Annotated in this window: 25 protein-coding genes and 2 tRNA genes; 18 read left to right on the forward strand and 9 right to left on the reverse strand. The window is 55.0% G+C overall.

The features are described from left to right. Positions 1 to 6 precede the first annotated feature (6 nt). From DMG62_16625 to DMG62_16645, 5 genes are all read left to right on the forward strand, one after another. A complete protein-coding gene (locus tag DMG62_16625; GenBank protein PYY21782.1) occupies positions 7 to 1,560 on the forward strand; it encodes a hypothetical protein in 1,554 nt (517 codons plus the stop codon). A 159-nt stretch (positions 1,561 to 1,719) separates the two neighbouring features. Next, a complete protein-coding gene (locus tag DMG62_16630; protein ID PYY21783.1) occupies positions 1,720 to 2,652 on the forward strand; it encodes an ABC transporter in 933 nt (310 codons plus the stop codon). Next, complete coding sequence (locus DMG62_16635; GenBank protein ID PYY21784.1) at positions 2,649 to 3,425, forward strand: ABC transporter permease; 777 nt, start codon at positions 2,649 to 2,651, stop codon at positions 3,423 to 3,425. The genes DMG62_16630 and DMG62_16635 overlap by 4 nt, the downstream gene beginning before the upstream one ends. A gap of 14 nt (positions 3,426 to 3,439) precedes the next feature. Further along, positions 3,440 to 4,303 carry a hypothetical protein gene (locus tag DMG62_16640; GenBank protein PYY21785.1) on the forward strand — a complete coding sequence of 288 codons (864 nt, stop codon included), beginning with the start codon at positions 3,440 to 3,442 and terminating at the stop codon, positions 4,301 to 4,303. After that, positions 4,270 to 4,794: a hypothetical protein gene (locus tag DMG62_16645; GenBank protein PYY21786.1), complete on the forward strand. Its 525-nt coding sequence runs from the start codon at positions 4,270 to 4,272 to the stop codon at positions 4,792 to 4,794. The genes DMG62_16640 and DMG62_16645 overlap by 34 nt, the downstream gene beginning before the upstream one ends. Positions 4,795 to 4,807: 13 nt before the next feature. On the opposite strand, the gene DMG62_16650 is transcribed toward DMG62_16645, so the two are convergent. From DMG62_16650 to DMG62_16665, 4 genes are read right to left on the reverse strand one after another with little or no spacing between them, the layout of a single operon-like run. After that, positions 4,808 to 6,043: an MFS transporter gene (locus DMG62_16650; protein ID PYY21787.1), complete on the reverse strand. Its 1,236-nt coding sequence runs from the start codon at positions 6,041 to 6,043 to the stop codon at positions 4,808 to 4,810. A gap of 3 nt (positions 6,044 to 6,046) precedes the next feature. Further along, positions 6,047 to 6,826 (reverse strand): capsular biosynthesis protein, encoded by a 780-nt coding sequence (locus DMG62_16655; protein PYY21788.1) that lies wholly within the window; start codon positions 6,824 to 6,826, stop codon positions 6,047 to 6,049. Between the two features lie 29 nt (positions 6,827 to 6,855). After that, complete coding sequence (locus DMG62_16660) at positions 6,856 to 8,298, reverse strand: two-component sensor histidine kinase (GenBank protein PYY21789.1); 1,443 nt, start codon at positions 8,296 to 8,298, stop codon at positions 6,856 to 6,858. Further along, entirely contained in the window at positions 8,207 to 8,932 is a 726-nt protein-coding gene (locus DMG62_16665) for a DNA-binding response regulator (GenBank protein ID PYY21879.1), read from the reverse strand. Before DMG62_16665 ends, DMG62_16660 begins: the two co-directional genes overlap by 92 nt. 268 nt (positions 8,933 to 9,200) lie before the next feature. Between DMG62_16665 and DMG62_16670 the strand changes: the two genes are divergently transcribed. Then, positions 9,201 to 9,494 (forward strand): hypothetical protein, encoded by a 294-nt coding sequence (locus DMG62_16670; protein PYY21790.1) that lies wholly within the window; start codon positions 9,201 to 9,203, stop codon positions 9,492 to 9,494. Between the two features lie 108 nt (positions 9,495 to 9,602). Further along, positions 9,603 to 10,217, forward strand: coding sequence for a hypothetical protein (locus DMG62_16675; GenBank protein ID PYY21791.1), 615 nt, complete (start codon positions 9,603 to 9,605; stop codon positions 10,215 to 10,217). Positions 10,218 to 10,322: 105 nt separating this feature from the next. Here DMG62_16675 and DMG62_16680 read toward each other — a convergent pair whose 3' ends face one another. The 3 genes from DMG62_16680 to DMG62_16690 form a co-directional block, all read right to left on the reverse strand. After that, positions 10,323 to 12,911, reverse strand: coding sequence for a peptidase (locus tag DMG62_16680; GenBank protein ID PYY21792.1), 2,589 nt, complete (start codon positions 12,909 to 12,911; stop codon positions 10,323 to 10,325). A gap of 270 nt (positions 12,912 to 13,181) precedes the next feature. Next, the gene (locus DMG62_16685; protein ID PYY21793.1) at positions 13,182 to 13,442 is read right to left on the reverse strand and encodes a hypothetical protein; all 261 of its coding nucleotides are present in this window, start codon (positions 13,440 to 13,442) and stop codon (positions 13,182 to 13,184) included. Positions 13,443 to 13,456: 14 nt separating this feature from the next. After that, positions 13,457 to 14,638: an acyl-CoA dehydrogenase gene (locus DMG62_16690; GenBank protein ID PYY21794.1), complete on the reverse strand. Its 1,182-nt coding sequence runs from the start codon at positions 14,636 to 14,638 to the stop codon at positions 13,457 to 13,459. 427 nt (positions 14,639 to 15,065) lie between these two features. On the opposite strand from DMG62_16690, the gene gcvT reads away from it, so the two are divergent. The 8 genes from gcvT (at position 15,066) to DMG62_16730 (ending at position 20,620) form a co-directional block, all read left to right on the forward strand. Beyond that, the gene (gene gcvT, locus DMG62_16695) at positions 15,066 to 16,127 is read left to right on the forward strand and encodes a glycine cleavage system aminomethyltransferase GcvT (protein PYY21795.1); all 1,062 of its coding nucleotides are present in this window, start codon (positions 15,066 to 15,068) and stop codon (positions 16,125 to 16,127) included. 14 nt (positions 16,128 to 16,141) lie between these two features. Then, complete coding sequence (gene gcvH, locus DMG62_16700) at positions 16,142 to 16,531, forward strand: glycine cleavage system protein GcvH (GenBank protein ID PYY21796.1); 390 nt, start codon at positions 16,142 to 16,144, stop codon at positions 16,529 to 16,531. Next, positions 16,532 to 17,860: an aminomethyl-transferring glycine dehydrogenase subunit GcvPA gene (locus DMG62_16705; GenBank protein ID PYY21797.1), complete on the forward strand. Its 1,329-nt coding sequence runs from the start codon at positions 16,532 to 16,534 to the stop codon at positions 17,858 to 17,860. It begins immediately after the preceding gene. Beyond that, the gene (locus DMG62_16710; GenBank protein ID PYY21798.1) at positions 17,857 to 19,386 is read left to right on the forward strand and encodes an aminomethyl-transferring glycine dehydrogenase subunit GcvPB; all 1,530 of its coding nucleotides are present in this window, start codon (positions 17,857 to 17,859) and stop codon (positions 19,384 to 19,386) included. The genes DMG62_16705 and DMG62_16710 overlap by 4 nt, the downstream gene beginning before the upstream one ends. 57 nt (positions 19,387 to 19,443) lie before the next feature. Next, positions 19,444 to 19,716 carry a hypothetical protein gene (locus tag DMG62_16715; protein ID PYY21799.1) on the forward strand — a complete coding sequence of 91 codons (273 nt, stop codon included), beginning with the start codon at positions 19,444 to 19,446 and terminating at the stop codon, positions 19,714 to 19,716. A 112-nt stretch (positions 19,717 to 19,828) separates the two neighbouring features. Next, complete coding sequence (locus DMG62_16720) at positions 19,829 to 20,158, forward strand: hypothetical protein (GenBank protein PYY21800.1); 330 nt, start codon at positions 19,829 to 19,831, stop codon at positions 20,156 to 20,158. Positions 20,159 to 20,231: 73 nt separating this feature from the next. After that, positions 20,232 to 20,308, forward strand: a tRNA-Arg gene (locus DMG62_16725). Positions 20,309 to 20,374: 66 nt separating this feature from the next. Further along, positions 20,375 to 20,620 carry a hypothetical protein gene (locus tag DMG62_16730; protein ID PYY21801.1) on the forward strand — a complete coding sequence of 82 codons (246 nt, stop codon included), beginning with the start codon at positions 20,375 to 20,377 and terminating at the stop codon, positions 20,618 to 20,620. An 80-nt stretch (positions 20,621 to 20,700) separates the two neighbouring features. Here the strand turns inward: DMG62_16730 and DMG62_16735 are convergent, their stop codons facing one another. Continuing rightward, the gene (locus DMG62_16735) at positions 20,701 to 21,801 is read right to left on the reverse strand and encodes a hypothetical protein (protein PYY21802.1); all 1,101 of its coding nucleotides are present in this window, start codon (positions 21,799 to 21,801) and stop codon (positions 20,701 to 20,703) included. Positions 21,802 to 22,034: 233 nt separating this feature from the next. On the opposite strand from DMG62_16735, the gene DMG62_16740 reads away from it, so the two are divergent. Further along, positions 22,035 to 22,382, forward strand: coding sequence for a cytochrome C (locus DMG62_16740; protein PYY21803.1), 348 nt, complete (start codon positions 22,035 to 22,037; stop codon positions 22,380 to 22,382). A 24-nt stretch (positions 22,383 to 22,406) separates the two neighbouring features. Here DMG62_16740 and DMG62_16745 read toward each other — a convergent pair whose 3' ends face one another. After that, positions 22,407 to 24,407 (reverse strand): M13 family peptidase, encoded by a 2,001-nt coding sequence (locus DMG62_16745; protein ID PYY21804.1) that lies wholly within the window; start codon positions 24,405 to 24,407, stop codon positions 22,407 to 22,409. A 71-nt stretch (positions 24,408 to 24,478) separates the two neighbouring features. Here DMG62_16745 and DMG62_16750 point away from each other — a divergent pair. Both DMG62_16750 and DMG62_16755 read left to right on the forward strand, forming a co-directional pair. Next, positions 24,479 to 24,568 (forward strand) — tRNA-Ser (locus tag DMG62_16750). 77 nt (positions 24,569 to 24,645) lie between these two features. Next, a complete protein-coding gene (locus DMG62_16755) occupies positions 24,646 to 26,325 on the forward strand; it encodes a pyridine nucleotide-disulfide oxidoreductase (protein PYY21805.1) in 1,680 nt (559 codons plus the stop codon). Positions 26,326 to 26,368 lie beyond the last annotated feature (43 nt).

Below are 26,368 nucleotides of genomic sequence, written 5' to 3' on the forward strand. Positions count from 1 at the left end.
ACTCCCTTGTTTATTTCCGTGAGCCAATCCTCTCCCAACACCGAAATCACCCAGGGCTACGGCTTGCCGCTGCGTGCGGCAGGCTGGTTGTTTGTCTGCCTTAGTTGCATCTATGCACTTGCCTCCTCCGGCAGGATCCGAACGCCGGATGAATACATGCCATTTTTCCAGGCGCAAAGCCTGGTCGAGCGCGGCTCGACGGCGATTCCTCAGGCGGTGCAGTTCAGGGATTTCTACGGAGCATTCGACCGCCACGGACAGCCGCGAGCTCCCTATCCGGCGGGTCAGGCGTTCGCCTCTGTACCGCCTATGGTGGCAGGGAAATTTTTGCTGGCACACCTGCCCGGAGTTCCGCGCACGCCGGAAGTGATCTTTTACATTCAGGTATTCGGCGCGGTGTTCAGCAGCGCTCTTGCAGCGGCTGGGGCGATGGCATTCTTCTCCTTGACGCTCTCTGCACTTGGTGTTTCGGTACGAACTGCGCTGATCGCCACATTGTGCGTTGCCTTTGGCACTCTGATTTTTCCATATTCGGGATATTTCTTTTCGGAACCCTTTAGCGCTCTGGTCATGATGGCAGCGGTATATCTCCTTGCCCTTGACGGAGGGCGAATGAACGACAAGAACGCCGTCGCTATCGGATTCCTGCTTGCCCTGGCAATTTGGATTCGTCCCACAATGGTTTTTGCGACCGGCGTCTTCGCAATCGGGATTCTGCTCCGTGAAGGTCGAGCCGCCTTCAGACGTGCAATGGTTATTTGCTCCATTCCTGCGATCTCCGCACTGTTCTATCTGCTCTCGAACAAAATTGTTTTTGGGCGAGCGCTGAATTTTGGATATCCCGAAACGGAAGATGTGTTGGGGAAACAGCTTAATTCTTTTCACGCACCTTTTTATGTTGGTCTTACCGGATTTCTGTTCTCGCCGGGCAAATCGATCTTCATTTTCATGCCAATTTTGCTGCTCGCGATTTTGGGCATGCGGCAACTCTGGACCCGTGATCGGGCTGTTGCCGTCGTTAGCGCGGGATTGCCATTCGTATACCTCCTGTTCTACATGCGCTACACGCAGTGGGAAGGTGGGATCTGTCCTGGACCGAGGTATCTGCTTCCGTTCCTGATCGTTACTTGTCTTTCGGCCGGCATTCTTCTCACGACCGGCAGCTCACTCCTTCGGAAGTGGCTGGTGGTGCTGACCGTGGTCGGCTTCGCAGTACAGGTGATTACTTATTCGACGAGCTTTCTCGAAGATCAGGTGATCGGCACGGGAACTTATTACGATTCCAAGCTCACATACCGAATGAGCTACGACCCGTTGGTGAGTCAGACAAGGCGGCTGATTGAATATGTCGATGGCAGACCAGCGCCGGTGGGACTTGGATTCGATCGCTGGTTCGTCTTCTTGCATAAGTTGGGAGTGCCTTGGTATACGGAATTGTTGATCGCTGCATTCCCGGTACTCTTGCTCGCACTGAGCCTGGTTCGTCTGAAGCGGATGCTCAGAGAGCAGGGGCAGAGCTTGCCTGAGTCTCCCGCAGTGCGCGTACAAGCGCCGAGCTGAAGAGATGGTTGCTGGCGACGCTTCGTTCAAGAACGGAGTGCGAACTCTTGTGGTTATCGTCAGATAGGCGATGCAGTGGCAAGATTGGACTTCTGGCTGCGACGGCGAAGTTGGTAAGTCGAGATTTGCCAAAGCCGCGCAGCTTTCCAGAACAATCACATGTTTGCTGTTGAGATCCTGGGTTTAGAGAAAATCTACACAGTCGGATTTTGGCGCAAGACGAAAAGAGTGGGTCTCAAGAGTCTTCATCTTGAGATACTGAAGGGAGAGGTCTTCGGGTTTCTTGGGCCGAATGGTGCGGGCAAAACTACAACCCTGAAGCTCCTTATGGGACTGATCTCTCCTAGTGCGGGAACGGCGCGAATTCTGAACCAGCCGTGGCGCGATCCTGCGGTTCGCGCACGCATCGGATTTCTTCCGGAGCAGCCGTATTTCTACGATCACCTTACCCCGATCGAATTGCTGGACTACTACGGGACACTCTCGGGTGTTTCGGCCGCAGATCGCCGATTGCGGATTCCCAAGCTTCTCGAGCGAGTGGGATTAGCCTCGCAAGGGCGAACCCCATTGCGGAAATTCTCGAAGGGCATGCTGCAGCGCGTGGGAATCGCGCAGGCCGTACTTCATGAACCGGAAGTTGTATTTCTGGATGAGCCAATGTCTGGTCTGGACCCGGTTGGTCGGCGTCAAGTTCGAGACTTCATCCAGTCTCTGAATCGCGAAGGCAAGACCGTCTTTTTCTCCACTCATATCCTTTCCGATGCTGAGGCTCTGTGCCATCGCGTTGCCGTTCTGAATAAAGGCGAGCTTCGCGGGGTGAGCGTGATTGCAGAGCTGGTTGCTCAAAATCGCAGCCGGTTCGAGGTGGTGTGGCAGGGCACGGCGGCGATACCCGCCATGCGGAACTTCGGCAACGAAATCCATGTCGCCGGGGAAGTTGCACGAACGATCGTGAAAGAAAGCCAAGTCCAGACCGCGCTGGAGACGCTCAGGAGCAACTCTGCGCAACTGGTTTCTGTGAATCCGGTGGGAGGATCTCTCGAGGAATATTTTCTTCAGAAGCTTGGCGAGCGGGAAAACGTCGTGCAATGACAATCCGCATCCGAGTCATCGCCTTCAATACGTTCAGGGAAGCGGTACGCGACCGTGTCCTCTACAATCTCGTATTTTTCGCATTGCTGCTTGTTGCCGCAGCGCCTCTTCTGGGAGAGATCTCGATTGGCGTTCAGCGCGTTTTGCTCATCAACTTGAGTCTCAGCGCGATTTCCATTTTCGGAATCGTGATCTCTATCTTCGTCGGGATCAGTCTGGTCTCCAAAGAGATCGAAAAGCGCACGTTATATCCAGTGCTTTCGCGCCCTGTCGGGCGCGGGGAATTCATTTTCGGAAAGTACTGCGGACTCGCAGGGACTCTTCTGCTTAACACGATCGCGATGACGGCCGGTTTTTATCTGGCGCTTCTGATCATGACGCGAACTTTTACTCGTGCCGACGCCAACGTGCTGATCGCGATTTATTTTCTATTTCTGCAATTCATTGTCATCATTGCGCTCGCGTTATTGTTTTCCTCGTTCTCATCGCCTCTGCTCTCGGCGCTGTTTTCACTGTCCATGTTTGTAGCGGGCACGTTTGCCGGGGACCTCCGCGCATTCGCCGCAATGTCGCACGGCCCGGAGGGAGTTCTGGCTCGAGCCGCCTCCTATATCGTTCCCAATTTGGCCTCGCTGAATGTGATCACACGCGTATCACATGATCAGTTCATTCCTGCTGCTCTCGTGGGATATAACACATTTTACAGCCTCTTGTATGCTGCTGCGGCTGCGAGCGGCGCAGTATTGATCTTTTGGCGCAGGGACCTGAAGTGAGTCGTCGTTCCACGATGATCGTCGCGAGCGGGCTGGTAGTCTCGATGGTGGCGTGCTTCGCTCTTGTCGGTAAGATTGAGGCTGCCTACCCGTCTTCGCCGATGGAAGACGTGCTGTTTATCTCCTCGCCGGAGTTCGTGAAGCGCGCCAGCCTTGGCTACTCCGGACTGCTCGCCGACATCTACTGGATGCGAGTCGTGCAATATTTTGGCAGGAAGCACCAGCGTGACTCGAAGGAATACAAGGCGCTGACTCCATTACTGGACATTACGACTACCCTAGACCCGAATCTGGTAGTCGCGTATGAATGGGGATCGACCTTCCTCGACCAACCTCCTCCAAGCGGCGCCGGAGATGATGCAGCCGCAGTGGCGCTGATTCGCAAAGGTATTCGCAACAATCCCAACGAATGGCATCTCTATTTCACGCTCGCTTTCATTCAATACCTCGGGCAGCACGATTATCTCGGGGCCGCGCAGAGCTTCGACGAGGGATCCAAGCTTCCCGGGTCGCATCCGTGGATGAAGGTCATGGCGGCGAAGATGTTGACCGAAGCCGGCAATTTCGAGACCGCTCGTTACATGTGGCAGAACATCTACAACGAGTCCACAGACAAGAATCTCAAGCAGAATGCCGAGCTGCATGTTGCGTCGCTCGTTGTCGATCAGGAGGTTCCTAAATTGGAATCCGTCGCTTCCGAATTCGCAAGGCATACCGGACACAATCCGTCGTCCTGGAGAGACCTCATCGTAGCCGGGTGGCTCCGCTCGATTCCCGTCGATCCAACCGGAGCACCCTATGTGCTTCGGAGTGACGGCCATGTTGTGGTAGCCGACCCGAAGAAATTACCCTTCATAACCAGAGGGAAGCCCGAATAGCCAACAGTCTCGAGCTGCGAGTCTGCCGTAAAGAAGACTTCGAGCAAGTGTGGGCTTTGGACCAGCGTTGTTTTCCAAGGGACATTGCTTATTCCCGACAAGAACTTGAGTACCACCTGCGCCGGAAGTCAGCGATTTGTCTCGTTGCCTGGGAAGGCGAGCAGCTAGAAGGATTCATCCTCGGGCATCCTGAAGTTCGTGGGTTCGGGCACATCATCACCCTGGACGTAGATGCATCCGCGCGACGAGCGGGTCTCGGAACAAGATTGATGCGCGCGCTCGAAGAAGCCTTCGTTGCCCTTGGCTGCAGATCAATACTTCTCGAAGTCGCAGTGAACAATCATTCTGCGCTCGCCTTCTATAAGAAGCACGGCTACTCCGTTTTGAAAACTTTGCGACGGTATTATCCCGGCGGATTGGACGGATTGCTGATGGCGAAGCCGGTTGTCGCGCAAAACTCCAGCGCATCGAACGCATCCAATCGCACGTAACGCTCCATGGACACTAGCCGCTTCTTTGTGGGGCTCCGAAGGGCACGCCTTTAGCCTCCGGTCCCAGATAGACCACGAGTGCGGCGAGGCTCAGCACTGCTGCGGCAAGAATGCCCATGGACGCTGTATAGGAAAAGCGCTCACCCAATTTGGGTTCGGTGTAACTGATGCTCGACGCGCAGAGCACTCCAAGTTGATAAGCAAATCCGGGAAAGAATCCACGGAGTTCCCCCGGCGAGAGTTCGTTGATATGAGCCGGAATCACACCCCAAGCGCCTTGCACCATGAACTGCATGGCAAATCCGCCGGCGACCAACAGCGCTGTCGTGGGCGAAAGGATCCAAAGTGGGATCGCAATTAAACCAAGCAGCGCGGCCGTGATCATGGCGCGCCTGCGGCCTTTCCAGTCGGAGTAGGCTCCAAATGCGAGTCCTCCGCATATAGCGCCGATCATGGTGATGATGCTGATGAGCGCAGTTGCGTGTGCCCCATATCCGCGCTGATGACTGAGAAACGTCGGATATAAATCCTGCGTGCCGTGCGACATGAAATTCATCATCGTCATCAGCAGGACTAGATAGAGGAAGCGACGGCCATTACGCCGGACGATGAGCCAATATGTTCCCCAATCGGTACGGGTCGAATGCCATGCTTCGGACTCTTTGACTTTGGCGCGAATAAACAAAGAGAGCAGGGCAGGGAGGCCGCCGACGAAGAAGAGCGCTCGCCAGCCGTGTCGTGGGTAGATCGTGAAATAGGCTACGGCTGCGAGGATGTTCCCGAGCGCATATCCTTCTTGAAGAAGACCTGAGACGAGTCCCCGCCAGCGCGCCGGAACCGACTCCAGGGTGAGAGACGCTCCGACTCCCCATTCGCCTCCCATGCCGATCCCATACAGCAATCGCAGAAACAAAAACACGTTGTAGCTAGTCGCAAACCCGGAAAGGACTTCGATGACTGAATAAAAGATGATGTCGAGCATCAAGGGCAGCCGTCTTCCATAACGATCCGCGAGCAATCCAAAGATGATCGCGCCCACTGGCCTCATTGCGAGACTAGCCGTCAGCGTTAATGCGATATCAGGACGCGTGCGATGGAAATCGCGGGCGACATCATTCAACACATAAGTGAGAACGAAGAAGTCGAAGGCATCGAGGGTCCAGCCGAGAAATCCGGCCATGAGAGCATTGCGCTGGTTGGCCCGCTCCGCCGCACTCTGCGTTATAAATCCGGGTGATTCGAGGGGCATGGACTATTTCTTGAGCGCCTCGGCGATTGCTTGCTCAGCCAATGGCTGCATCACTTCATAAGCTGCGTCGTTCGGATGCAAACAGTCGTAGGTGAGTTCCTTCCTGAACATACCGGAGTTATCGACCGTCGCTGAGTAGTAATCGAGATAACCAAATCCATTCTTCGCCGTGTAGGCCTTGATCCATTCGTTGAGCGCGACGATCTGCTGAGGAGGCCGCCGCTGAGTCTGCGGCTTAAGGTAATCGCAAACCGGCATCACAGACGCTATGACGACGCGGATGCCATTCGCTCTGGCCAACTCCGACATCGACGAAAGATTATCCTCAATATTCTGGAGGGTCTCAGAGCCCGTATTCCCAGCGATATCATTGGTTCCGGCGAGCGTCACTACCAATTTGGGCTTGAGATCGATTACATCGGGACGAAAGCGTACGAGCATTTGCGGCGTAGTCTGTCCGCTGATGCCGCGATTGATGTAAGGCTTTCCCGGAAAGAATTGTGCCTTACCTTTGCCCCATCCATCGGTAATCGAATCTCCCATGAATACAATTCGATTCTCCCCGGACGCTGGCGGCGGAGTTGACGCGTTCGCGTCGCGGTAGCGGCCAAGATTCGGCCAGTCGTTCAGCGCCTGATGCGCGCGTTGAAGTTGTGGGATTAGTCTTTCCAGGTCCGGATCAGCAGATTGCGATTGCGGTTGCGCCTGAGAAGTTGGCGATGGAGCTTGCGCCATGCAGGCAGAAAGCGAGAAGAGAAGGAGCGACCATCCGAGAATCTTCATGGGCTGGCATGATAAACCAGCAGTACGAGTTAGACGGTCACTACTGCCATGGGGAGCGAGATCTCGATCTGAAATCCGCCCTCTTTAAGATTACCTGCCCCGATTTTTCCGTTGTGAAGTTTTATGGCGCGCTCTGCGATTGCGAGTCCAAGTCCAACGCCGCCCGTCCGGCGTTCACGGGATGTGTCCACTCGATAGAACGGTTTAAAGACATTGTCCAATTCCGATTCCGGTACACCGGGTCCGTGATCTCGCACAATGATCTTTACGTCATTGGGTTCGCATTTGATGCTGATCTGAACCGCGGTTCCGGGTTCGGTGTAGCGGATCGCGTTGCGAACCACGTTCTCAAAGGCGCTGCGCAGCAGCTCCTGATCTCCCTCGATCCAACATTCCTGCATGCGGTCTAGCGCGACAGTGCAGCTGCGAGATTGCGCTTCAATTTCAACATCGGCAGCGATCTCGGCGAGGAGATCGGGAATGTGAACCATCGTGCTCGCCGGCACAGAGTCACCAGATTCCAGGCGCGATAGTGTCAGCAACATGCCCACCAAGCCGCTAAGTCTCTCTGCCTCGCGTTCAATGCGGTCGAGCGGTGGCGAGTGCTCGATTCCCGAATCGCTGCGAGCAAGATCAAGAGCGAGCTTCAATCGCGTGAGCGGAGAGCGCAGCTCATGCGAAACATCACTGATCAGCCGCTGCTGGGCTCCAATGAGAACCTCCAGCCGCTCAGCCATCAGGTCGAAGTCCTGGACCAATTGTCCGACTTCATCGAGTTGAGCGGAGCCTTTACCAGCTCGTGCTTTCAGATCGCCGGCAGCAATTTTCTGCGCGGCTGCTCGCAGGCGTGTGATCGGTCGAGTCAAGTAGCGTGCGAGCAAAGCGCAAATTAAACCTGAAATGACTAGCGCCAGTCCTAGCCGTTTGAAAGGATTTCCCCGAACTAGAGGAAGCTCGATACGCCTTAATTCGAAAATTGCCACATAGTTCGCCGACCGTCCTGGGAGCAAGCCCGTAATGCCAAACCTCTGATTCTCGATCGTACGAAACTCGACTCCTCCTGGAGCCCGGAGAGTTCCAAGATTGATCTTCCGATGTTTGTTGTCGCAGAGAAAATTGCCGCCTGTATCGAGCAAATCGAGCGGCATGCGTCCGGGCTCGACCGACTTCTTACTCTCGATCACTGCCTTGCAGCCGCCGTCCTCATACGAATGGATGAGGATCTCCGCATTAGACAAAATTGCAGGGGTGAGTCCCCGATGTACGGCAGATCGGATCTGATCTTCCGTTGGCCGTTCCGCCGTGGCGATCAGTACTCCAAAAATAAGTGCGGTGCAGATCCAAAAAGACGCAAAGATTTTGAAGAAGAGGCTGCGCATTTTATCTGAGCTGTTTCTCTCGTACCGGAGAGTGGACCATCGACACGTACATATAGCCCGTGTTGCGAATGGTCTTGATGCGCTCCCGACCATTCGGGAGATTTCCGAGCTTCTTGCGCAGTTTGCTGATGTGTACGTCGATACTGCGATCAAACGGACTCAGTTCCCGTCCCAGTACGACCGAAGCGATCTCATCCCGGCTTACCACATTGCCCGCGGATCGTAGCAGAACTTCGAGCAAATTGAACTCTACCGTAGTAGTTTCCAGGACTTTTCCGTTTAGGGTAATTGTTCGGGATCCGGGATCGAGTTCCACGTCCCCCACTTGCACGGGCTGCTTCGTAGCGCTCGATCCGCGTTGCTCTCGGGCGTTTCGGCGTCCGATTGCACGAATGCGAGCCAGTAACTCGCGCGCGTTGAACGGTTTCGAAAGATAGTCGTCAGCTCCGATTTCAAGTCCGACGATACGATCAAGCTCATCGCCGCGCGCGGTCAGAAGCAGCACAGGAATATCGGATGTTGTCCGCAGCTCCCGCAGTAAATCGAAGCCATTCATCCCGGGAAGCATGACGTCGAGGACAACCATCTGGTGATTGCCTTCCCGTGCTTTCTCCAAACCGCGAGCGCCGTGCTGAACGCTTTCTACTTCGAACCCTTCTTTACGCAGATACTCCGACAGCATTTCGCAGAGCTCCGCATCATCATCAATAATCAGGATTTTGTCCAACATGTGTAAGAGCTAAGATGACCCAGCTACTAGGATTGTGGCACGTTTCATATCATGGAACTCAGCTATTTACCTTTCTTTACACCCGAACTGCATGTTTTAAGGTCAACTGCTTCCCGAAAGTGGTCTTATTTAGCAGGAACGACAATAACGCCCAGGGACGAACATCACATCTTCGTCGTGCAAGTCTCTCCTGGTCGTCCCTCGGCGACATGGGCGGAGATGACGGCCTGATCATCTCCGCTCGTTTTTTACTATCTGAAGAGAGGTGCGGCGATTGCATCCTGGTGTATGGGAAAAAGTAGTTGACGCTCTCTTCTGGTTCCAGCTGGCCTGGATCATCTCCGGCTTCCTCCTCATGGCGTACTTCGCATTAAAAATTTTTCCTGCCGAGGCAGACATCGCGAGTTCCCATTCTGATCCTGCCGTCCCTGCTCAACGGCCTAAATTAATCACGCTCGGCAACTATCGATTTGAAGTTGCTCCTGATTTCCCCAATGCCCGCACCAACGTGATCGAGCTTTACCGACGGCAATCCGACAAGGACGCTGGACTTCGGTAACTGGCGTTATTTAACCGCCGAGCACAACATCTTCTTCAGTTTGAGTGTCTGAGTTACTAAGGGAAAACTCCGTCGCCAATTCAAGCGATCGAGGGTCTATTCTTCGGGTTGGGAGGAGTTGTGAAACGCCTGTTTGCTGCGCTTTTCTTTATTTCGTCGATTCTTCTTGTAGATACGCTTCATGCCCAACAACAAATGGATGCCCAATTCGGAATCAGCGGCATAAACGCGCCATCCGCTACCAATTTCGATTTAAATGATTTCAACCACTCTCCGCAATCTCTCAGCGGCGGAGTGTATCCGAGCTTCGCAGCCGACTTCATTATCTGGCGCAATCTTGGATTCAATGGCGAAGTTGCATGGAGGGCCACTCGCGGTACCTACCAGGACCTCACACCCTACCGGCCGATTTTCTATGACTTCAACGCTGTGTATGCACGCAAGGTTGGTCGCATCGGCTACGCCGCGATGGGCGGAATTGGCGCGGAAAGCATCCGCTTCTACGGTGACTTTGTGAACTGCAACAACTTTGGCCAGTGCACCAACTACGTGAGCAGCAATCACTTTCTCGGACACGTAGGCGCAGCCTTGCGGCTTTACCTGACAAAGACCGTCTATCTGGCTCCCGAAGCGCACTTCTATTTCGTGCATAACAATCTCGAGTTCACGTCCGCTCATGCTACACGCTACGGCTTGAATCTCGGATACAGCTTCGGACGATAGCTTCGGTAGAGACGCAGCATGCTGCGTCTCCACCATGCTGGCGCGTTCCTAAACCTGCGAAGTCGGCCCTTGCATTCCCGCAAAGACGCGCTGGTTCTCTGCCAGTCAGGACCTATTTCTTAGCCAATTCTGAAAGTTCCCGCTCTGTCGCCGCTGGAAATCAATGCAACCGTCGATTTGCTCCACACTTTGCTGGACAGCCCGCTGTGCGCCTGGCGCGGGATGATTCGCGAAAAATTGCTTCACGTCTTCGCTCATTTCCGCAGAGCAGCTATTTCCCAAAGCTGAAACCGCGCCTGCTCCACCGAACGAGGTCACTTTCTGTGCCATGCTGTCCCAATGATCTTTCAGATACTTCCATGCTGCCTCTCGAGCGGCTGGATTTGAAAGCAGAGCGCCAAAGAAGCGCGGATATTCCTGTTGTCGCACTTTTCCTTGATCTACGAGGGCAACCGTGCGCTGAGACAGGTTGGGATCTCTGAAAGCCGCCAAGGCATAGAGATAGTGGTTGTACTCGTCGCTGGTCTTCGCTTTTGCAAGCGCGCTTGATAGCTGATCATAGGAAGCTGAGTCACCATTTTCCGCTGCTACAGCAAAGGCGTTACCACTGATAGTCCCATCCACCGAAGCGGGGTTCTGCATGTACTCGTCCACGATTTTGCGGGCGGCGGCGACCGCATCCGGATCTGCCGCTGAACCGAGCGTAGCGAGCAAGTTCGCCCGCAACACCTTCTGTTCATCCGTGTCGCTCGGGCGAGCACTCCATCCAAGCGTCTTCGCTAGTGGGGCAAACTGTGCGCGGACGACAGCTTTATACGAAATTTCCTGACTGCTTGGCACAAGCGAATCGCCGACATATTCCAGATGCCTCGTCAAGGATGCGACTACGTGCCGATTCTCATCACTACGCAATTGCTTTGCGAGGTCCAGGAAAGCTGCGACTGACGTCTTGCCCGCACGAGCAAGAGCCCATGTGTCCTCCACTAACGCAATGCGTTCCGGCACATTAAGTCGTTGCTCGGCAGCGTCAGCTACTTTCTTCAGATCCCGGGGCGCATACGCGACGCGGTAGTAGCCCTTGGCGTCGCGATTTCCGAATACCCAATCTGCGCAGCTCGAGGACGGAACAGCTTGTTGGGGTTGAGTCATCAGCGAGCACGTACCACCTGCGTCCTTGTTCGACTTCGTGCATACCGGCATCTGCCAGGTTTCGTTGCTTGCCGCCTCTAGTCGCTCAGGAGAAACGAAAAATCGCTGCTGCTTCAGCTCGAGTGTGTCGGAACCGTTGTTGCAGGAAGTCGACAGACTCAGCAACGGAACTCCGGGTTGCAGGACAAACGTCGCCATGATTTTGTCGATCGGCTTTCCCGAAGCCTGAGCTTCAGCCTGCCAGAAATCTGCCGAAGTAGCGTTCCCGTTAACGTGCGCCGCGAGATACGCATTCACCCCTTCTCGGAATGTCTCAGGGCCGATATAGGACTCGAGCATGCGCAGTACCGCGGCGCCTTTTTCATAAGTGATGCCGTCGAACATCTCTTTGATCTCGGAGGAGGTGCTGGGATTTCCATGAATCGCGCGGGCCGTGGTCAGGGAATCAACGCCGATAATCTGCTGAGCCTCTTCCGCCGCATCGTCCTCGAGATGCCACTCTGGATGCCAAGCCTCAATCGGTTTTCGCGACATCCACGTGGCAAAGCCTTCGTTGAGCCAGATGTCGTCCCACCACGCGGCCGTAACTAGATCGCCAAACCACTGATGAGCAATTTCGTGAGCGATCGTCACCGCTTGCCCGCGCCTGCGGAATACAGATGCGTTGTTCCCGCCCAACAGGAGCGCCGTATCGCGATAGAAGATCGACGCCGTATTCTCCATCCCACCCCACTCGTAATCGGGAATGGCGACCATATCAAGTTTCCCAAAGGGGTACTTCATGCCGTACCAGTGGTTATAGAACTCAATCGAATGTGCGGCTACATCGAGCCCGAAGGCTGCGTATTGCGTCTTGTCAGGCTCAGCGCACACCCGAATGGAGACACCGTCGACCCTGCGAGAAAGGCACTGCCAATCACCAATCGCCAGCGCCACTAAATAAGTGGACATTTTTGGCGAAGTGGAGAAGGTGATCCTGTGGCGGTTGTCACCTGCCGGCTCGTCTTTCGCGATGCTGCCATTTGAAATGGCAGAGTCGCCCTTATCGGCCATTACGGTGAGATCGAAGGCGGCCTTGAAGGACGGTTCGTCGAAGCAGGGAAACATCATTCGTGCGTACGTGCCTTCGAACTGAGTGACGGCGTATTGTCGATGAGCACCTTTGCTGAGATACAAGCCGCGCAATCCTTCCGTCAGCTTGCCCGAGAAGTTCAGATGAATCTGTGCCGGTCCGACCGGAGCCGGCGCTGGCAACGAGAGCCGCACGATCTCCTGCGCTTTGTCGTACGTCACTTTGGCCTTCTGCGCTGAGCTGTCTGTCTTGACCTCCGCCTCGGTAATGTCGAGATCGAGCGAGTTGAGAACGATCTCCTTCGTCGCCGTGCTTACACGCACATCGATTGTTTCTTCACCAGTGAAGGTTTTTTGCGCGATGAGAGGATCAAGGAAGAGCGAGTAATGACTCGGAATAGCAGTCTGAGGAAGGCGCTGAGCGAACAAGGAGGGGGTAATTACAAAAAAGAACAGCCAGCAGATGCGCTTCATTTTTGGGAAATGAACTCCATAGCCAGGGATTTTTCCAAACCAACAACTAGGGCTGGCGCCATGATTCAGGGAAGGGCATCGGCTTTAGTCGTGCCGTTAAATGGCAATGAGCATTTCGGCTTAGCCGGTGAGGTTCGTCTAGCAGGCCGATATACCTCGCGCCGCAGTCCTTCAGAGGCTAAAGCCGGATAGCTTAGCGGCTCTGTTGCCGGGACGGCTAAAGCCGATGCCCTTCCCTGATGCTTGTAACCACTCACTAAACGCAGCGGCTCACCCAACGAAAAACTCATCAAGATAGCAATATCGCCACGCCTCCCCAGGCTCGAACGACCGAATCACCGGATGCTTCGTCGAATGATAATGCTTGGTGGCATGCTTGTTCTTAGATGAATCGCAGCAGCCCACATGTCCGCACGAGAGACACAGCCGCAGGTGTACCCATCCATCTCCCATTTTGAGACACTCTTCGCAGCCCTTGGACTTCGGTTTCGCATCGTGTGCATCTTGAAGATGTTTGCATGAGTCAGACATCGGTCCTCCGCCTATTAGAACGCGTCAATCCCGGTAACGTTCGCTCCAATGATAAGCGTGTGGATGTCGTGAGTACCTTCGTAAGTCTTCACTGATTCGAGGTTCATCATATGGCGCATGATCGGATAGTCGTCAGCGATGCCGTTCGCTCCGAGAATGTCTCGGGCCATGCGTGCGCTCTCGAGCGCCATCCAGACGTTGTTTCGCTTGGCCATTGAGATGTGCTGATGCTGAACTTTGTCACAGTCCTTCAGGCGGCCGACTTGCAGAACGAGAAGCTGTGCCTTGGTAATCTCGGAGATCATCCACGCGAGCTTCTCCTGTACAAGCTGATGCGAGGCAATGGGCTGATCGCGGAACTGCTTTCGTAGAAGTGAATATTGCAGCGCAGTGTCGTAACACGACATAGCCGCGCCCACGGCTCCCCATGCAATCCCATAACGTGCTTGATTCAGACACATCAGCGGCGCCTTCAGGCCGTCAGACTGCGGCAGCAAATTGCACGTAGGGACGCGAACATCTTGCAGCGACAAACCAGAAGTGACGGATGCCCGCAGCGACCACTTGCCATGAACATCCCGCGCTGAGAAGCCCGGCCGATTCGTTTCGACGAGGAATCCGCGGACCTCGCCGCCATGCTCTTCGCTCTTCGCCCAGATGACGGCAACATCGGCAATCGAGCCGGAGGTGATCCACATCTTCTCGCCGTTGAGAACGTACTCATTCCCCTGGCGCACTGCACGCGTGCGCATGCCGCCGGGGTTCGAGCCGAAGTCGGGTTCGGTAAGCCCGAAGCAGCCAAGCTTTTCTCCAGTCGCGAGCTTCGGCAGCCATTGCTGCTTCTGCTCCTCGCTGCCGAACGCATAGATGGGATACATCACCAGCGCAGACTGCACGCTCACAAAAGACCGCACTCCGCTGTCGCCACACTCCAGCTCCTGCATTACGAGCCCGTACTCCACGTTCGACATTCCGGCGCATCCATATCCCTTGAGGCTGGCGCCGAAGAGTCCCATCTCGCCCATTGGCTTTACTAATTCGCGCGGAAAGCGTCCTTCGCGATTGCATGCCTCGATGATCGGGATCAGGTTGTCTTCGATGAATTTGCGCGTGTTATCGCGCACCAGGCGCTCGTCGTCGGAAAGGAGCGAATCGAACTCGATGAAGTCAACGCCTTTGAACTTGAAGGGGGGCATTCAGGATTCTCTTTACGCCGCAAGTCGACTCGGTGATGCTGATCAAATCGGAGTCTTGGGAAAACAGATTAGGGTAACAGAGTCTAAAGCCGGTTACGCGGTTCCGGACCGCCCTCGGCCGGTATGCTGCTGAAGAACCCGCGCGTTAGAGGAACACCGTCACGGTAAAAAGCGTAGAGGTTACCGGTCGCACGAAAATGCAAGCATAGCGTCAGCAGCGTACCGGCCGAGGGCGGCACGGAACCACGTAACCAACGAGCCCCAGCATTAACTAACAAGCCTCAGGATGAGCAGATTCGACTGCGGATAGGCGCGACTCAGAACGACGCCGCTCGTCGCGTTGACCCTCCCCTATCAGCGTGTTAATTTCAAGGGTTACCCAGCAAGTTCTGGGCGTCACCTTCCGCACTGCAAATAAGGAACACCGTTGAGTCCTACCGCCGAAGTGAATACCGGACTGCGCAAGACTGCCTTGAATGCTGTCCATCGCAAGATGGGCGCCAAGATGGTCGATTTTGGCGGCTGGGACATGCCGGTCGAGTACTCCGGACTTATCGCCGAGCACATGGCGGTCCGCACTGGAGTGGGAGTCTTCGACGTCAGCCATATGGGCGACATGCTTATCCGCGGACCGCTGCTATATCCCGAGGGAACATTTGTTGACGATGTAATCGTTCACAAACTCGGCGACAACGACTACTTGCTGGTCATCAACGCGGGCACGAGAGAAAAAGACGTGAACTGGGTGCGCCAGAACGTCCGCGAATTCCGCTGCCACGCCGATAACCTGAGCGACTACTACACGCAGCTCGCGATTCAGGGTCCCAAAGCTGTTGATGTCCTGCGTAAGCTCACGAATGTAGACCTCACGCCCGTCAAGAATTACTGGTTCACCTACGGCACGGTCTGCGGACTGCCCAACACGATGATTGCCCGCACGGGCTACACCGGGGAAGACGGATTCGAGATCTACATTCCTTCCGACGAGCCGACGAGCGAGCGCGTCTGGTACGAGGTGCTGGGAGCGGGCAGAGAGTTCGGAATCCTGCCCTCTGGTCTTGGCGCGCGCAACACTCTCCGCCTCGAAGCAAAGATGGCGCTTTATGGTCACGAAATCTCCGACACGATTAACGTCTGGGAAGCTGACCTGGGACGCTACTGCAAAACGGAGAAAGGCAATTTCATCGGACGCGATGCGCTGGAGAAAGCCAAGAATGAAGGGCTGAAGAGGATTCTCGCCGGCCTGGAAATGATCGAACGTGGAATCGGTCGCGACGGCTACAAGATTTATAGCGAGTCAGGCGAACAGATCGGAGAAATCACCAGCGGATCGCCCGCACCGTTCCTCAAGAAGAACATCGCGCTGGCTTACGTTCCTCTGCAGTATTCCCAAGTTGGAACCGTAGTCCTGGTCGAAGTCCGCAGCCAGAAAGTAAAGGCACAGGTGGTTCCGACTCCCTTCTATAAACGTGCCAAGAAAGAGAAATAACAAAGGAAGACAGCATGGCTTTTCCCGCAGATTACCGCTACACCCGCGAACACGAATGGATCAAGGTGGACGGCAATCAAGCCACGATCGGTATTACCGATTATGCTCAAAACTCTCTCGGCGACATCGTCTTTGTGGAGCTACCTAAAGTAGGGGATGAACTCACTGTCGGCAAGACATTCGGCAGCGTGGAGTCGGTGAAGGCAGTCTCTGACCTGTATGCACCCGCCTCGGGCAAAGTTGTTGCTGTAAACGAGTCACTCACGACGACTCCGGAGAAGATTAACTCCGACGCGCACGGCACATGGATGCTGCGCATTCAGCTCAGCAATACCGGCGAGGTGAATAAGCTGCTTTCATCGGACGATTACGACAAATACGTGAAAGAAGAGGGTGGGCACTAGTTGCGTTATCTTCCCAAGTCTCCTGCAGACCGCGAGGTGATGTTACGCGAGATCGGCGTCCATTCTGTTGACGATTTCTTCAAAGCTATCCCCGCCGAGTACCGGCTGAATCGCGATCTCAAGGTTCCGCGGCAGATGGCGGAGTCGGAGATCATCGACTACTTCCGTGAGCGCAGCCAGGAGAATGCCGCCGGCTACGCAGTCTTCCTCGGTGCAGGCGCTTATCACCATTACCGACCGGTGATCATCGATGCTTTAGTCCAGCGCGGCGAATTCCTTACTTCGTACACGCCCTACCAAGCGGAGATTTCCCAAGGCACGCTGCAGGCGATCTTCGAGTTCCAGACCATGATTTGCGAGCTCACGGGAATGGAGATCGCCAACGCCTCGATGTACGACGGCAGCACCGGAGCTGCAGAGGCGATTTTGATGGCAATGCGTGTCACAGGACGCCACGAATCGGTAATCGCGCGCACCGTACATCCGGAATATCGCGAGGTGATCCACACCTATCTTCACCACCGCGATATGCCGATGACCTTTGTTGGCTATCGGGAAGAGAGCGGCGAACTCAAGTTCGATGAACTCGAGACGGCTGTTACCGACCGGAGCGCATGCGTCCTGATTCAGAGCCCGAACTTCTTTGGCTCAATCGAAGATGTCGCGGCGATTGCCGAGATTGCCCATCGCAAGGGCGCGCTGCTCGTGGTCTCGATCGCCGAAGCGCTATCACTCGGGATCGTGAAGCCTCCGGCCGAAGCGGACATCGTCTCCATGGAGGCGCAGTCTTTCGGGGTGCCGCTCGGATTTGGCGGTCCCTACGATGGCGTGCTCGCAGCGAAGGAAAAGTACGTTCGTCAAATGCCTGGTCGTCTTGTCGGTGAAACCAGAGACAAAAATGGAAACCGAGGCTATGTGCTCACGCTCTCCACGCGCGAACAGCATATTCGGCGGGAGAAGGCGACTTCGAACATCTGCACGAACCAGGCGCTGGTTGCGCTGATGTCCACGATCTACATGAATGTCTATGGACGCGAGGGCCTCAAGGACCTCGCCAAGCAGAACTTGGCGAAGGCGCACTACGCTGCCAGCGAGTTCGGCAAGAAAGCCGAAGTGCTGTTCCCGCGCGGAAAGCGGTTCAATGAATTCGTGGTCCAGAGTAAAGAAGATCCGCACGCGATCAACGACCGTTTGCTGGAGAAGAAGATCGTTGGTGGATTGTCGCTGAAGAAGTTCTATCCCGAATTGGGCAATGCGTCGCTCTGGTGCTGTACTGAAATGAATACACGTGAGCAGATCGATGCCGCAGTCCAGGCGGTGCAGGCATGATCCGAAAGGTCTCACAGCATGTCAACCAGAACGAAGGGCTGATCTTCGAGAAGTCCTCCCCGGGCAAGAAAGCCTATAAGCTGCCGCCGCTCGATGTGCCGGAAGTTGATGCCGAGAAGCTACTCGGGGAACAGGCACGCGAAGACGTCGGGCTAATGCCCGAGGTGAGCGAAATCGAGATTATCCGCCACTTTACCCGGCTCTCGACCTGGAACTACGCCATCGATCTCGGGATGTATCCGCTGGGCTCATGCACGATGAAGTACAACGCTCGCGTGAACGAGTTCGTCGCGCGACTTGAAGGGATCGGCAACGCACATCCCTATCAGCCCGAGAAGATTTCGCAAGGCGCATTGCGGATCATCAAGACGCTGCAGGAGTGCCTGTGCGATATCACCGGCATGGACTCGATCACACTCCAGCCTGCTGCCGGGGCGCATGGTGAGTTCACCGGCATCCTCCTGATCCGCGCTTATCACGAATCACGAGGAAACCCGCGCAAAAAGATCATCATTCCCGACTCGGCACATGGCACGAATCCGGCCACGGCAGCGATCTGCGGATATCACATCATTAACTTGAAGTCGAACTCGGAAGGCATGGTCGATGCCAGTCTGCTCGCATCAGTCGTCGACGACAGTGTCGCCGGAATGATGCTCACGAACCCCAGCACGATCGGCGTTTTTGAGCAGGAGATTCACCGCATCGCCGATGTCCTGCACGAGAAGGGTGCTCTTCTTTATATGGACGGCGCCAATATGAACGCGCTCGTAGGGAAGACACGCCCAGGTGATTTCGGTGTGGATGTGATGCACCTGAATCTACACAAGACATTCTCGACGCCACATGGCGGGGGAGGTCCCGGCTGCGGTCCAGTCGCCTGCAAGAAAATCCTCGAACGATTCCTGCCGACTCCCGTGCTGACCGCCCGCACGGATGGCAAGCTCGGCTTCGAGTACAACCGCCCGCAGTCGATCGGACGCGTGCGCGCCTTTTACGGCAACTTCGGAATGTTTGTGCGCGCGCTGGCCTACATCCTCGCGAATGGTCCCGACGGTCTGCGTCAAACCACAGAAGATGCCGTGCTCAATGCCAATTACATTCGCAAGAAGCTCGAAGGCATCTACGAGCTGCCGTACAAGACAGGATCCATGCACGAGGTTGTCTTTAGCGATCGCCTGCAGACACAGAATGGCGTCAGGACTGGAGACATCGCCAAGCGCCTCATTGACTATGGCTTCCACCCGTACACAACCTCATTTCCGCTAATTGTTCCTGGCGCCCTCATGATCGAGCCAACCGAAAGCGAGTCGAAGGAAGAACTCGACTTGTTTATTGAGGCGATGAAGTCGATAGCCCAAGAAGTGCAGGACGATCCACAACTCGTGGTCAGCGCCCCACATAACACCCGCGTAGCGCGCATGGATGAAACCACAGCAGCGCGCAAACCGATCCTGCGCTGGAAACCAGAGCAGAAGGCGGAAGCCGCGCCGACGCCGAAGGCGGAATTAGTGGAAACGCGATAGGTTGTTTCGGGAGGTACCCGGCGTAGGTTTTCTCCGCGTTCGGGGTGAAATGGATCTATGTCCGTCTTCGACGATCACAAAGAAGAAATCGAGAAGCATGAGTTCATGATGGGCTCCGTTCGCGGCCGCCTTGCCGTGACCATGGACCTTCTCACCGATGCCCTCATCCTGATTGGCCAGCACGGTGTGTACTGCACCAGCAATCGGAATCCCAGTAAGCCGGCGATGGACCTTCAAGGTGTACTTTCGTCGCTGAACGGAGCCAAGGAACTGGTTTTTTCTGTAATGGAGGAGCTGCGCAAGCAACGAGAGAACCAGAAGACTGGCTGATGGCTCCTGAATATCTATTCTGCGCGACCTTGTGAGAGATTCCTTAAGCGAACTCAAACTTCAAACGTTTGTGCCACGACTCGTCAGAACGTCTTCTGTCTAATCTCATTCCATGACGACAATTCTTCTCTTGACCATATCGAACATTTTCATGACCTTTGCCTGGTATGGTCATCTAAAATATCGGCAGGCTCCATTATGGGAAGTTACGCTCGTAAGCTGGGGCATCGCATTCTTCGAGTACTGCTTTCAAGTGCCGGCGAATCGAATTGGTTCGTACGAATTCACCACTGCTCAGCTGAAGATCATTCAGGAAGTCATCACCCTCATCGTCTTTTCTGTTTTCTCCCTCCTCTACCTCAAAGAGCAACTGAAGTGGAACTATGCTGTGGGGTTTGTTTGCATGGTGTTTGCCGTTTTCTTCGTTTTCAAGCGTTGGTAGAGACGCAGCACGCTGCGTTTCTACAGGTTCCTGAGCTTCGCTGGTGTAAGCTAGAGATGTCCCATCGCGAAGCGCGCCCGTAGCTCAGCTGGATAGAGCGAATGCCTCCGGAGCATTAGGTCGGGAGTTCGAATCTCTCCGGGCGCGCCAGTTCTTACTCTGCGCTTATCCCCGGGGCAATACGCGTCTGGTAATCTCTCTCGCTTGGCGAGTGCGTTGGAGAAGATCGTTGATCAACGCCTTGGCCAACCGCTTGTGGGTGCCGTCAGTGTGGCCGTCGACCGGATGGCGGAGGAGATAGCACGTGAGGCGCTCGCGGATGAGACATTTCGCCGGGCGTTGCGTGAACTTGTGTGTTCGCAGAAGCTCTTGCATCAGCTGGTAGAGAGTGGCGACAGTAAAAAGAGTGCCATCGAAGCGTCCAGCAAAGAGAAAGTAGCTTTTCCCCTGATTGCCGGCTGAATCGCCCACGTCCAAAGCGGAGCTTTAACACGATCTGTCAGGGCGCGGCGCACTTCCCCGTCTTAGCGCGTATCCGAATCTCAGAAGAAATCCCTCATGTCACTGACGCTGCTAGAGGCTCCGGGATAGACATTGACTCCCAGAGCATCGAGTATCGTCCGCAGCGTATTTTCATGCTTGTAGGGCACAGAAGAGACAGTTCCTTGTTTCACTTTGGGACCAATCACCGCAGTGTAGACACGCTCGTTGTCCGGACAAGTACCGACAGCCTCATCGCACTCATCGAACGTGATGAACATCAGAGCATCCCCGCCTGGCTGAAAATACGGCTTGTTCAGCAGCGGAGCAACATTCGTCGCGAGAAAGCTATCAGCATTTGCCATTGAGCCGTCCCATCCATCGTTGTTGCCGTCGGGAATGATGATCGAATAATTTGGCAGCTGGTTGGCCGCTACGTCTGCCGTCAACTGAGTGAGAGGTACGATGTTCTGTTGAAGCGCCGAATTATCGATTACGTCCGAGTACCACTTCGCCGGATTGTGGTGGGCTGCATAAGCTCCCGTCGATGGTCCCATGTATCCCGGACTGGGCAACGATTGCGCGTAGACTTTCCACGTCAGTCCAGCCTTTCCAAGCTCACGAAATATGTTGTCTGATGTGATGGTGTGGCTACATCCATCTCCCACGCAGCCGAACACCTCTTCGCCGCTGCCGGAAGACAGCCATAGATAATCCATCGTTGAGCCGGGTACATCTGCGTGATAGTTAGTCGCGTAGGCGTACTTGTTTCCTTGCGCAGCCAGCCAGGGCATACCGTTTGGATAAACCTCGCTGAACATTTTGTTTTCCTCGATCACGAGAAAGACGTGAGAGGAATGCGGAACTCCAGAGGCGCTTGGAGGTGGCGCTTGCGGCGTTGGAGGAGTGGGCGGGGCAGAGGGCGTCGGACTTGCCGGGTTTTGCGAAGGCGGGTTCACGTTGGCATTCGCACTCGGAGCAGGTGTTGTGCTCGCAGCCGGTGTGACCGCCGAACTGGCCACATTGGAAGTGGACTGCTGGCCGCCTGTGCCACAGCCGGATATCACTAAAGCTGCAAAAAGAGCCGCAATGCTAATCAGCTTCGGGAAGAAAGAACGTTGGATTTGCATTTGATCCTCTGGAAGAGGCTCAAACGTAAACAACCATCTACTCTGCTGGCATCGGCAACGGCTCTTAGCTGATTAGGAAATCGTGCGTAACCGGAACCTTAATCCGCGGAGCACATCAGACGGAGATTCGCCCAAAAGGCGGGCAATCGGCAGTTAAATATTCGCCTTACATTCGTTGTACTGCAAGCTGGGGTTTTTGACGGCAGAGTTTCACTTCTGCACCACCGGCGCCTGCTGATGATCGGCAGGCGTCAAAGAATGTATCCATGTTCGATGTAAAATCCTCGCGTTGCAGAACGTTTATGCGACCGTTCCCATTCTTGACCGGCCTGATCGTTTTCTTAACTGCAGTTACCGGTTTCTCCGCCGACAAAGCCATCGACGAGCTCTATCATGCGAAGTGTGTCTGGTGTCATGGAAACAATGGTCGAGGAGCGAGGGTTGGCAGAGACTTAGGGACGAAATTATTTCAGGATCCTGAAATGGCAAAGCTCTCCGTCTCTGATTTTGCGAAAATCATCAAGAACGGTAAGAACAATATGCCTGCTTTCAGGAAGCAGCTCTCCGACAGACAAATCAATGCATTGGCAAAATACGTTAAAGAGTTGAAATAGTAGTCATTCGCATTCCTGAGAGGATTACCAAACCCGACAGGCATTCGCACTCACCATCGCTTGCGCAGGTTTGCAGCTGAATGCTTTCTGGAACTCTGGCATGTTCTGAAGAACACCATTCGTGCGCCAGCGTCCAGGAGAATGGGGATCGACAGTAACGAGAAAGCGGCTGTACTCATCGCTACGGTTCTCACACCAGACAGTCGCGAATCCCAAAAAGAAACGCTGCTCGGGAGTGAAGCCGTCGATTTTGCGGGACAGGGCATCATCGGACGGAGAAGCCTTTGCCTGTTGTTGCAGGCTTGAGAGTAGGGCCACCAGCGCAATGCGAGCTCCGCCGTTATCGGCTGTGTTTTCGCCGAGAGTTAATTTTCCATTGAGCTTAAGATCGTCGACGGCATTGAAGCCGCTGTACTGGTCGGAGATACAAGTGGCGCGCTTCTCGAATTCGCGCGCGTCGACGGGCGTCCACCAGTCGCGCAGATTTCCTTGCGGGTCGAACTTGCGGCCCTCGTCGTCGAAGCCGTGAGTCAGCTCGTGACCAATCACAGCGCCGATGCCGCCGAAGTTCACGGCGTCATCCAGCTCCTTCGTGAAAAACGGAGGCTGGAGGATGCCGGCTGGGAAGACGATCTCGTTGAATTGGCCGCTGTAATATGCGTTTACCGTCGGGGGCGTCATGTCCCATTCGATTTTATCGACCGGCTTGCCGATCTTGTTCGCCTGGCGATGGGCCTCAAACTGCGCGGCGCGAGTGTAATCGCCGAGAAAGTCGTCGCGGGTGATTTTGATCGAGCTGTAGTCCCGCCACTTTTCGGGATAGCCGATCTTGTTGCGAATGGCATCCAGCTTGATCTTCGCTTCTTTCTTGGTTGCATCGGTCATCCATGGCAGCGTGGCTATATCGCGATCGAGTGACTGCTCGAGGGCGTTCACCATCTTGAGCATGCGCTGTTTGCCTTCAACACCAAATGTCTGATCGACATAGGACTGTCCCAGAGCTTCGCCTAACGAATTGTCGGTCTGGTCAACGCAGCGCTTCCATCGCGCTTGCAACTCCTTTTGCCCAGTGAGTGATTGACGGTATTCAAAGCGCGCCTGAACGAATGGATCCGACAACCAAGGCGCGGCGAAGTTGATCATCTGCCAATTCAAATATGTTCTCCAGGCGTCAACTGGATACTTCATAAAGATCCCGTTCGCCTGCTTGAAAAACTTTACGAGTTGCAGATTGGGAGCGAGCGCAGCCGCCTCGTTGAGGCTCATTTTGTGGTCGTGCACCATGGGATCGCGCCGTACTGTGCGATCCATCGACGCCTTGGCCAGATCGGTTTCGATGTTGAGAATCGTCTGAGCCGCTTGGGCCGCCTGCGCTTCATTTTGTCCGGCCAGCGTGAAGGACTTCTTCAGGTAGGTGAGATAGGTCTGACGCACCGTTTTGGTCTTCTCGTCGTCCTTGATGTAGTAATCGCGATCAGGCATCGTGATTCCACCCTGATCGAGGTCAGCAACCACCATCGATGCATCGTGCAGATCTGGGCTGGAACTGAAGTTGAATACCGGACTCGGACCAGTGAGCAGCTGGATGTAAGCCATGCGCTCGATGATCTGATCTCGATTCTGGATCGCCGCAGTGCGGTCGAGCTCGGACTTGAGCGCCTGGATTCCTTTGCTGTTGATTGCCTTTTCATCCATGCACGCGTAATACAAGTCGCCAATCTCGCGCTCGACGACACTGCGCTTCGGATCGTCCGCCGACTGTTTTTCGAGTATGTCGCGCAGTATTTTCTGATTGCGCACATAGACCTCGGTGAAACTGTCCCAGGCCGGCTGGTCAGAGGGAATTGGATTGTTTTTCCTCCACGTGCCGCAGGCGAACTGGTAAAAATCCAGACATGGATCGACGCTGCGGTCCAGGTTCGCGGGCGTGAATCCGACCTTGTTGCTCGAAGGAGCGGGACTCTGGCCATCGGCCACGATCGAGATGGCAAACATCAATGCAAACACTCCGGCAAGATGTCGCATGTTCTTCCTCCAGAATTCGGAAACAGGCGAGATTACCACGGGCGCATCCAGTAGAATAGAAACGGCAGCCCGGAGAGATGGCCGAGTGGCTGAAGGCGCACGCTTGGAAAGCGTGTATACCTTAACGGGTATCGTGGGTTCGAATCCCACTCTCTCCGCCAGATCTTTATCGCCGTTCTCATTTCGCATGGGCCACCCTTGAGTCCTGGATATACTCGGGCGCATCGAATGGGACGCCATGGCAACGCCAATCAATACTCCACCCGTTCTTTCTCCTGAACGCCGGGAACAGCTTTTTCCGACGCTTACACCTTCGCAGATTGCGCGCATCGCAGCCGTGGGCAAGACACATCCGGTGCAGACAGGCGAGTTGTTGATCAAGCAGGGTGAAGTAGGGCCCGGCCTGTTCGTGGTTGTTTCAGGAGAGATTGAGATCGTCCAGCCGACTCCGAAGGGCGATGTGCTGATCACAACGCACACTTCAGGAAGCTTCACTGGAGAGCTGAACATGCTCTCGGGGCGCCGTGCTCTGGTCTGCGGCCGGATGAGCAAAGCAGGCGAGGTGATTGAACTTAATCGTCACGCTCTCCAGCAGCTTGTGCAGACGGATGTGGAGCTGAGTGAGATCATTATGCGCGCATTCATTCTGCGCCGTCTTGAACTAATCGCCCACGGTATCGGTGACTCTGTGCTGGTTGGCTCCGCGCACTCACCGGGAACGCTGCGCATCAAGGAGTTTCTCTCCCGCAATGGACATCCATATTCGTACATCGATCTCGATCGCGACGAGGGTGTTCAGGACTTGCTCGACAAGTTTCAAGTCAAGATCGACGAAGTTCCGGTGTTGATTTGCCGGGGAAAGCTTGTATTGCGGAATCCGAGCAACCGGCAAGTAGCCGATTGTCTGGGACTCAACCCGGAGATCGACGAGGGCCATATTCGAGATGTGGTCGTGATCGGAGCTGGCCCCTCGGGGCTGGCTGCAGCTGTCTACGCTGCTTCGGAAGGACTGGATGTTCTCGTGCTCGAAACCAATGCCCCAGGCGGACAAGCGGGATCAAGTTCCAAAATCGAAAATTATCTGGGATTTCCGACCGGAATCTCCGGCCAGGAACTCGCCGGCCGAGCCTATAGCCAGGCGCAGAAGTTCGGCGCTGACATGATCATCGCGCGCAGTGCCGTGAAGCTGGCTTGTACTAAGCGTCCGTATGCAATTGAAATCGAGGGTGGAACAAAAATTCCAGCACGCGCGATCGTGATTGCTACTGGCGCTCAATATCGCCGGCTCCCACTCGAGAACCTTTCCCGCTACGAAGGTATCGGCGTGTACTACGGAGCGACTTATATCGAGGCACAATTGTGCGGAGACGAAGAGGTAATCGTAGTCGGCGGCGGGAATTCGGCGGGACAGGCGGCGGTCTTCCTGTCCGACAGCGCACGACACGTGCACGTGCTGATTCGCTCAGCCGGATTGGCCGATACGATGTCGCGTTATCTCATTCGCCGGATCGAAGATAGTCCTAAGATCACATTGCACTCATTTACAGAGATCGATGCTCTGGAAGGCAATGGGAGGATCGATTGCGTCCGCTGGAGGAATAATCAGACCGGCGCCGGCGAGGTTCATCGCATCCATCATATATTTTTGATGACTGGAGCCAGTCCCAATACGGAATGGCTCGACGGATGCGTTGCGCTGGATGACAAAGGCTTTATCAAGACAGGCCCGGAGCTGCTTCCCGAAGAACTGCGCAGCGCCGAATGGCCGTTATCGCGTTCTCCTTACCTGCTTGAGACCAGTTTGCCGGGAGTATTTGCGGTTGGCGATGCACGCGCGAACAACGTTAAGCGTGTGGCGTCAGCGGTGGGCGAGGGCTCAATCTCAATTCACCTTGTGCATCGCGTTCTCGCGGAGTGATGCTGGTAGAGCGCTGATGCTGTACTGCGCGTGCGTGGCTTTC

The organism is Acidobacteriota bacterium (assembly GCA_003225175.1).
GTDB lineage: Bacteria > Acidobacteriota > Terriglobia > Terriglobales > Acidobacteriaceae > Gp1-AA112.

What these genes read in the sequence shown, in the direction of transcription:
- DMG62_16755 (PYY21805.1), top strand. Translation starts at nt 24,646, where the DNA reads ATGGCAACGCCAATCAATACTCCACCCGTTCTTTCTCCTGAACGCCGG.
- DMG62_16710 (PYY21798.1), top strand. Translation starts at nt 17,857, where the DNA reads ATGATCCGAAAGGTCTCACAGCATGTCAACCAGAACGAAGGGCTGATC.
- DMG62_16640 (PYY21785.1), top strand. Translation starts at nt 3,440, where the DNA reads ATGATCGTCGCGAGCGGGCTGGTAGTCTCGATGGTGGCGTGCTTCGCT.
- DMG62_16740 (PYY21803.1), top strand. Translation starts at nt 22,035, where the DNA reads ATGTTCGATGTAAAATCCTCGCGTTGCAGAACGTTTATGCGACCGTTC.
- DMG62_16685 (PYY21793.1), bottom strand. Translation starts at nt 13,442, where the DNA reads ATGTCTGACTCATGCAAACATCTTCAAGATGCACACGATGCGAAACCG.
- DMG62_16630 (PYY21783.1), top strand. Translation starts at nt 1,720, where the DNA reads ATGTTTGCTGTTGAGATCCTGGGTTTAGAGAAAATCTACACAGTCGGA.
- DMG62_16635 (PYY21784.1), top strand. Translation starts at nt 2,649, where the DNA reads ATGACAATCCGCATCCGAGTCATCGCCTTCAATACGTTCAGGGAAGCG.
- DMG62_16650 (PYY21787.1), bottom strand. Translation starts at nt 6,043, where the DNA reads ATGCCCCTCGAATCACCCGGATTTATAACGCAGAGTGCGGCGGAGCGG.
- DMG62_16680 (PYY21792.1), bottom strand. Translation starts at nt 12,911, where the DNA reads ATGAAGCGCATCTGCTGGCTGTTCTTTTTTGTAATTACCCCCTCCTTG.
- gcvH (PYY21796.1), top strand. Translation starts at nt 16,142, where the DNA reads ATGGCTTTTCCCGCAGATTACCGCTACACCCGCGAACACGAATGGATC.
- DMG62_16690 (PYY21794.1), bottom strand. Translation starts at nt 14,638, where the DNA reads ATGCCCCCCTTCAAGTTCAAAGGCGTTGACTTCATCGAGTTCGATTCG.
- DMG62_16655 (PYY21788.1), bottom strand. Translation starts at nt 6,826, where the DNA reads ATGAAGATTCTCGGATGGTCGCTCCTTCTCTTCTCGCTTTCTGCCTGC.
- DMG62_16745 (PYY21804.1), bottom strand. Translation starts at nt 24,407, where the DNA reads ATGCGACATCTTGCCGGAGTGTTTGCATTGATGTTTGCCATCTCGATC.
- DMG62_16660 (PYY21789.1), bottom strand. Translation starts at nt 8,298, where the DNA reads ATGGTCGGGAGCGCATCAAGACCATTCGCAACACGGGCTATATGTACG.
- DMG62_16720 (PYY21800.1), top strand. Translation starts at nt 19,829, where the DNA reads ATGACGACAATTCTTCTCTTGACCATATCGAACATTTTCATGACCTTT.
- DMG62_16715 (PYY21799.1), top strand. Translation starts at nt 19,444, where the DNA reads ATGTCCGTCTTCGACGATCACAAAGAAGAAATCGAGAAGCATGAGTTC.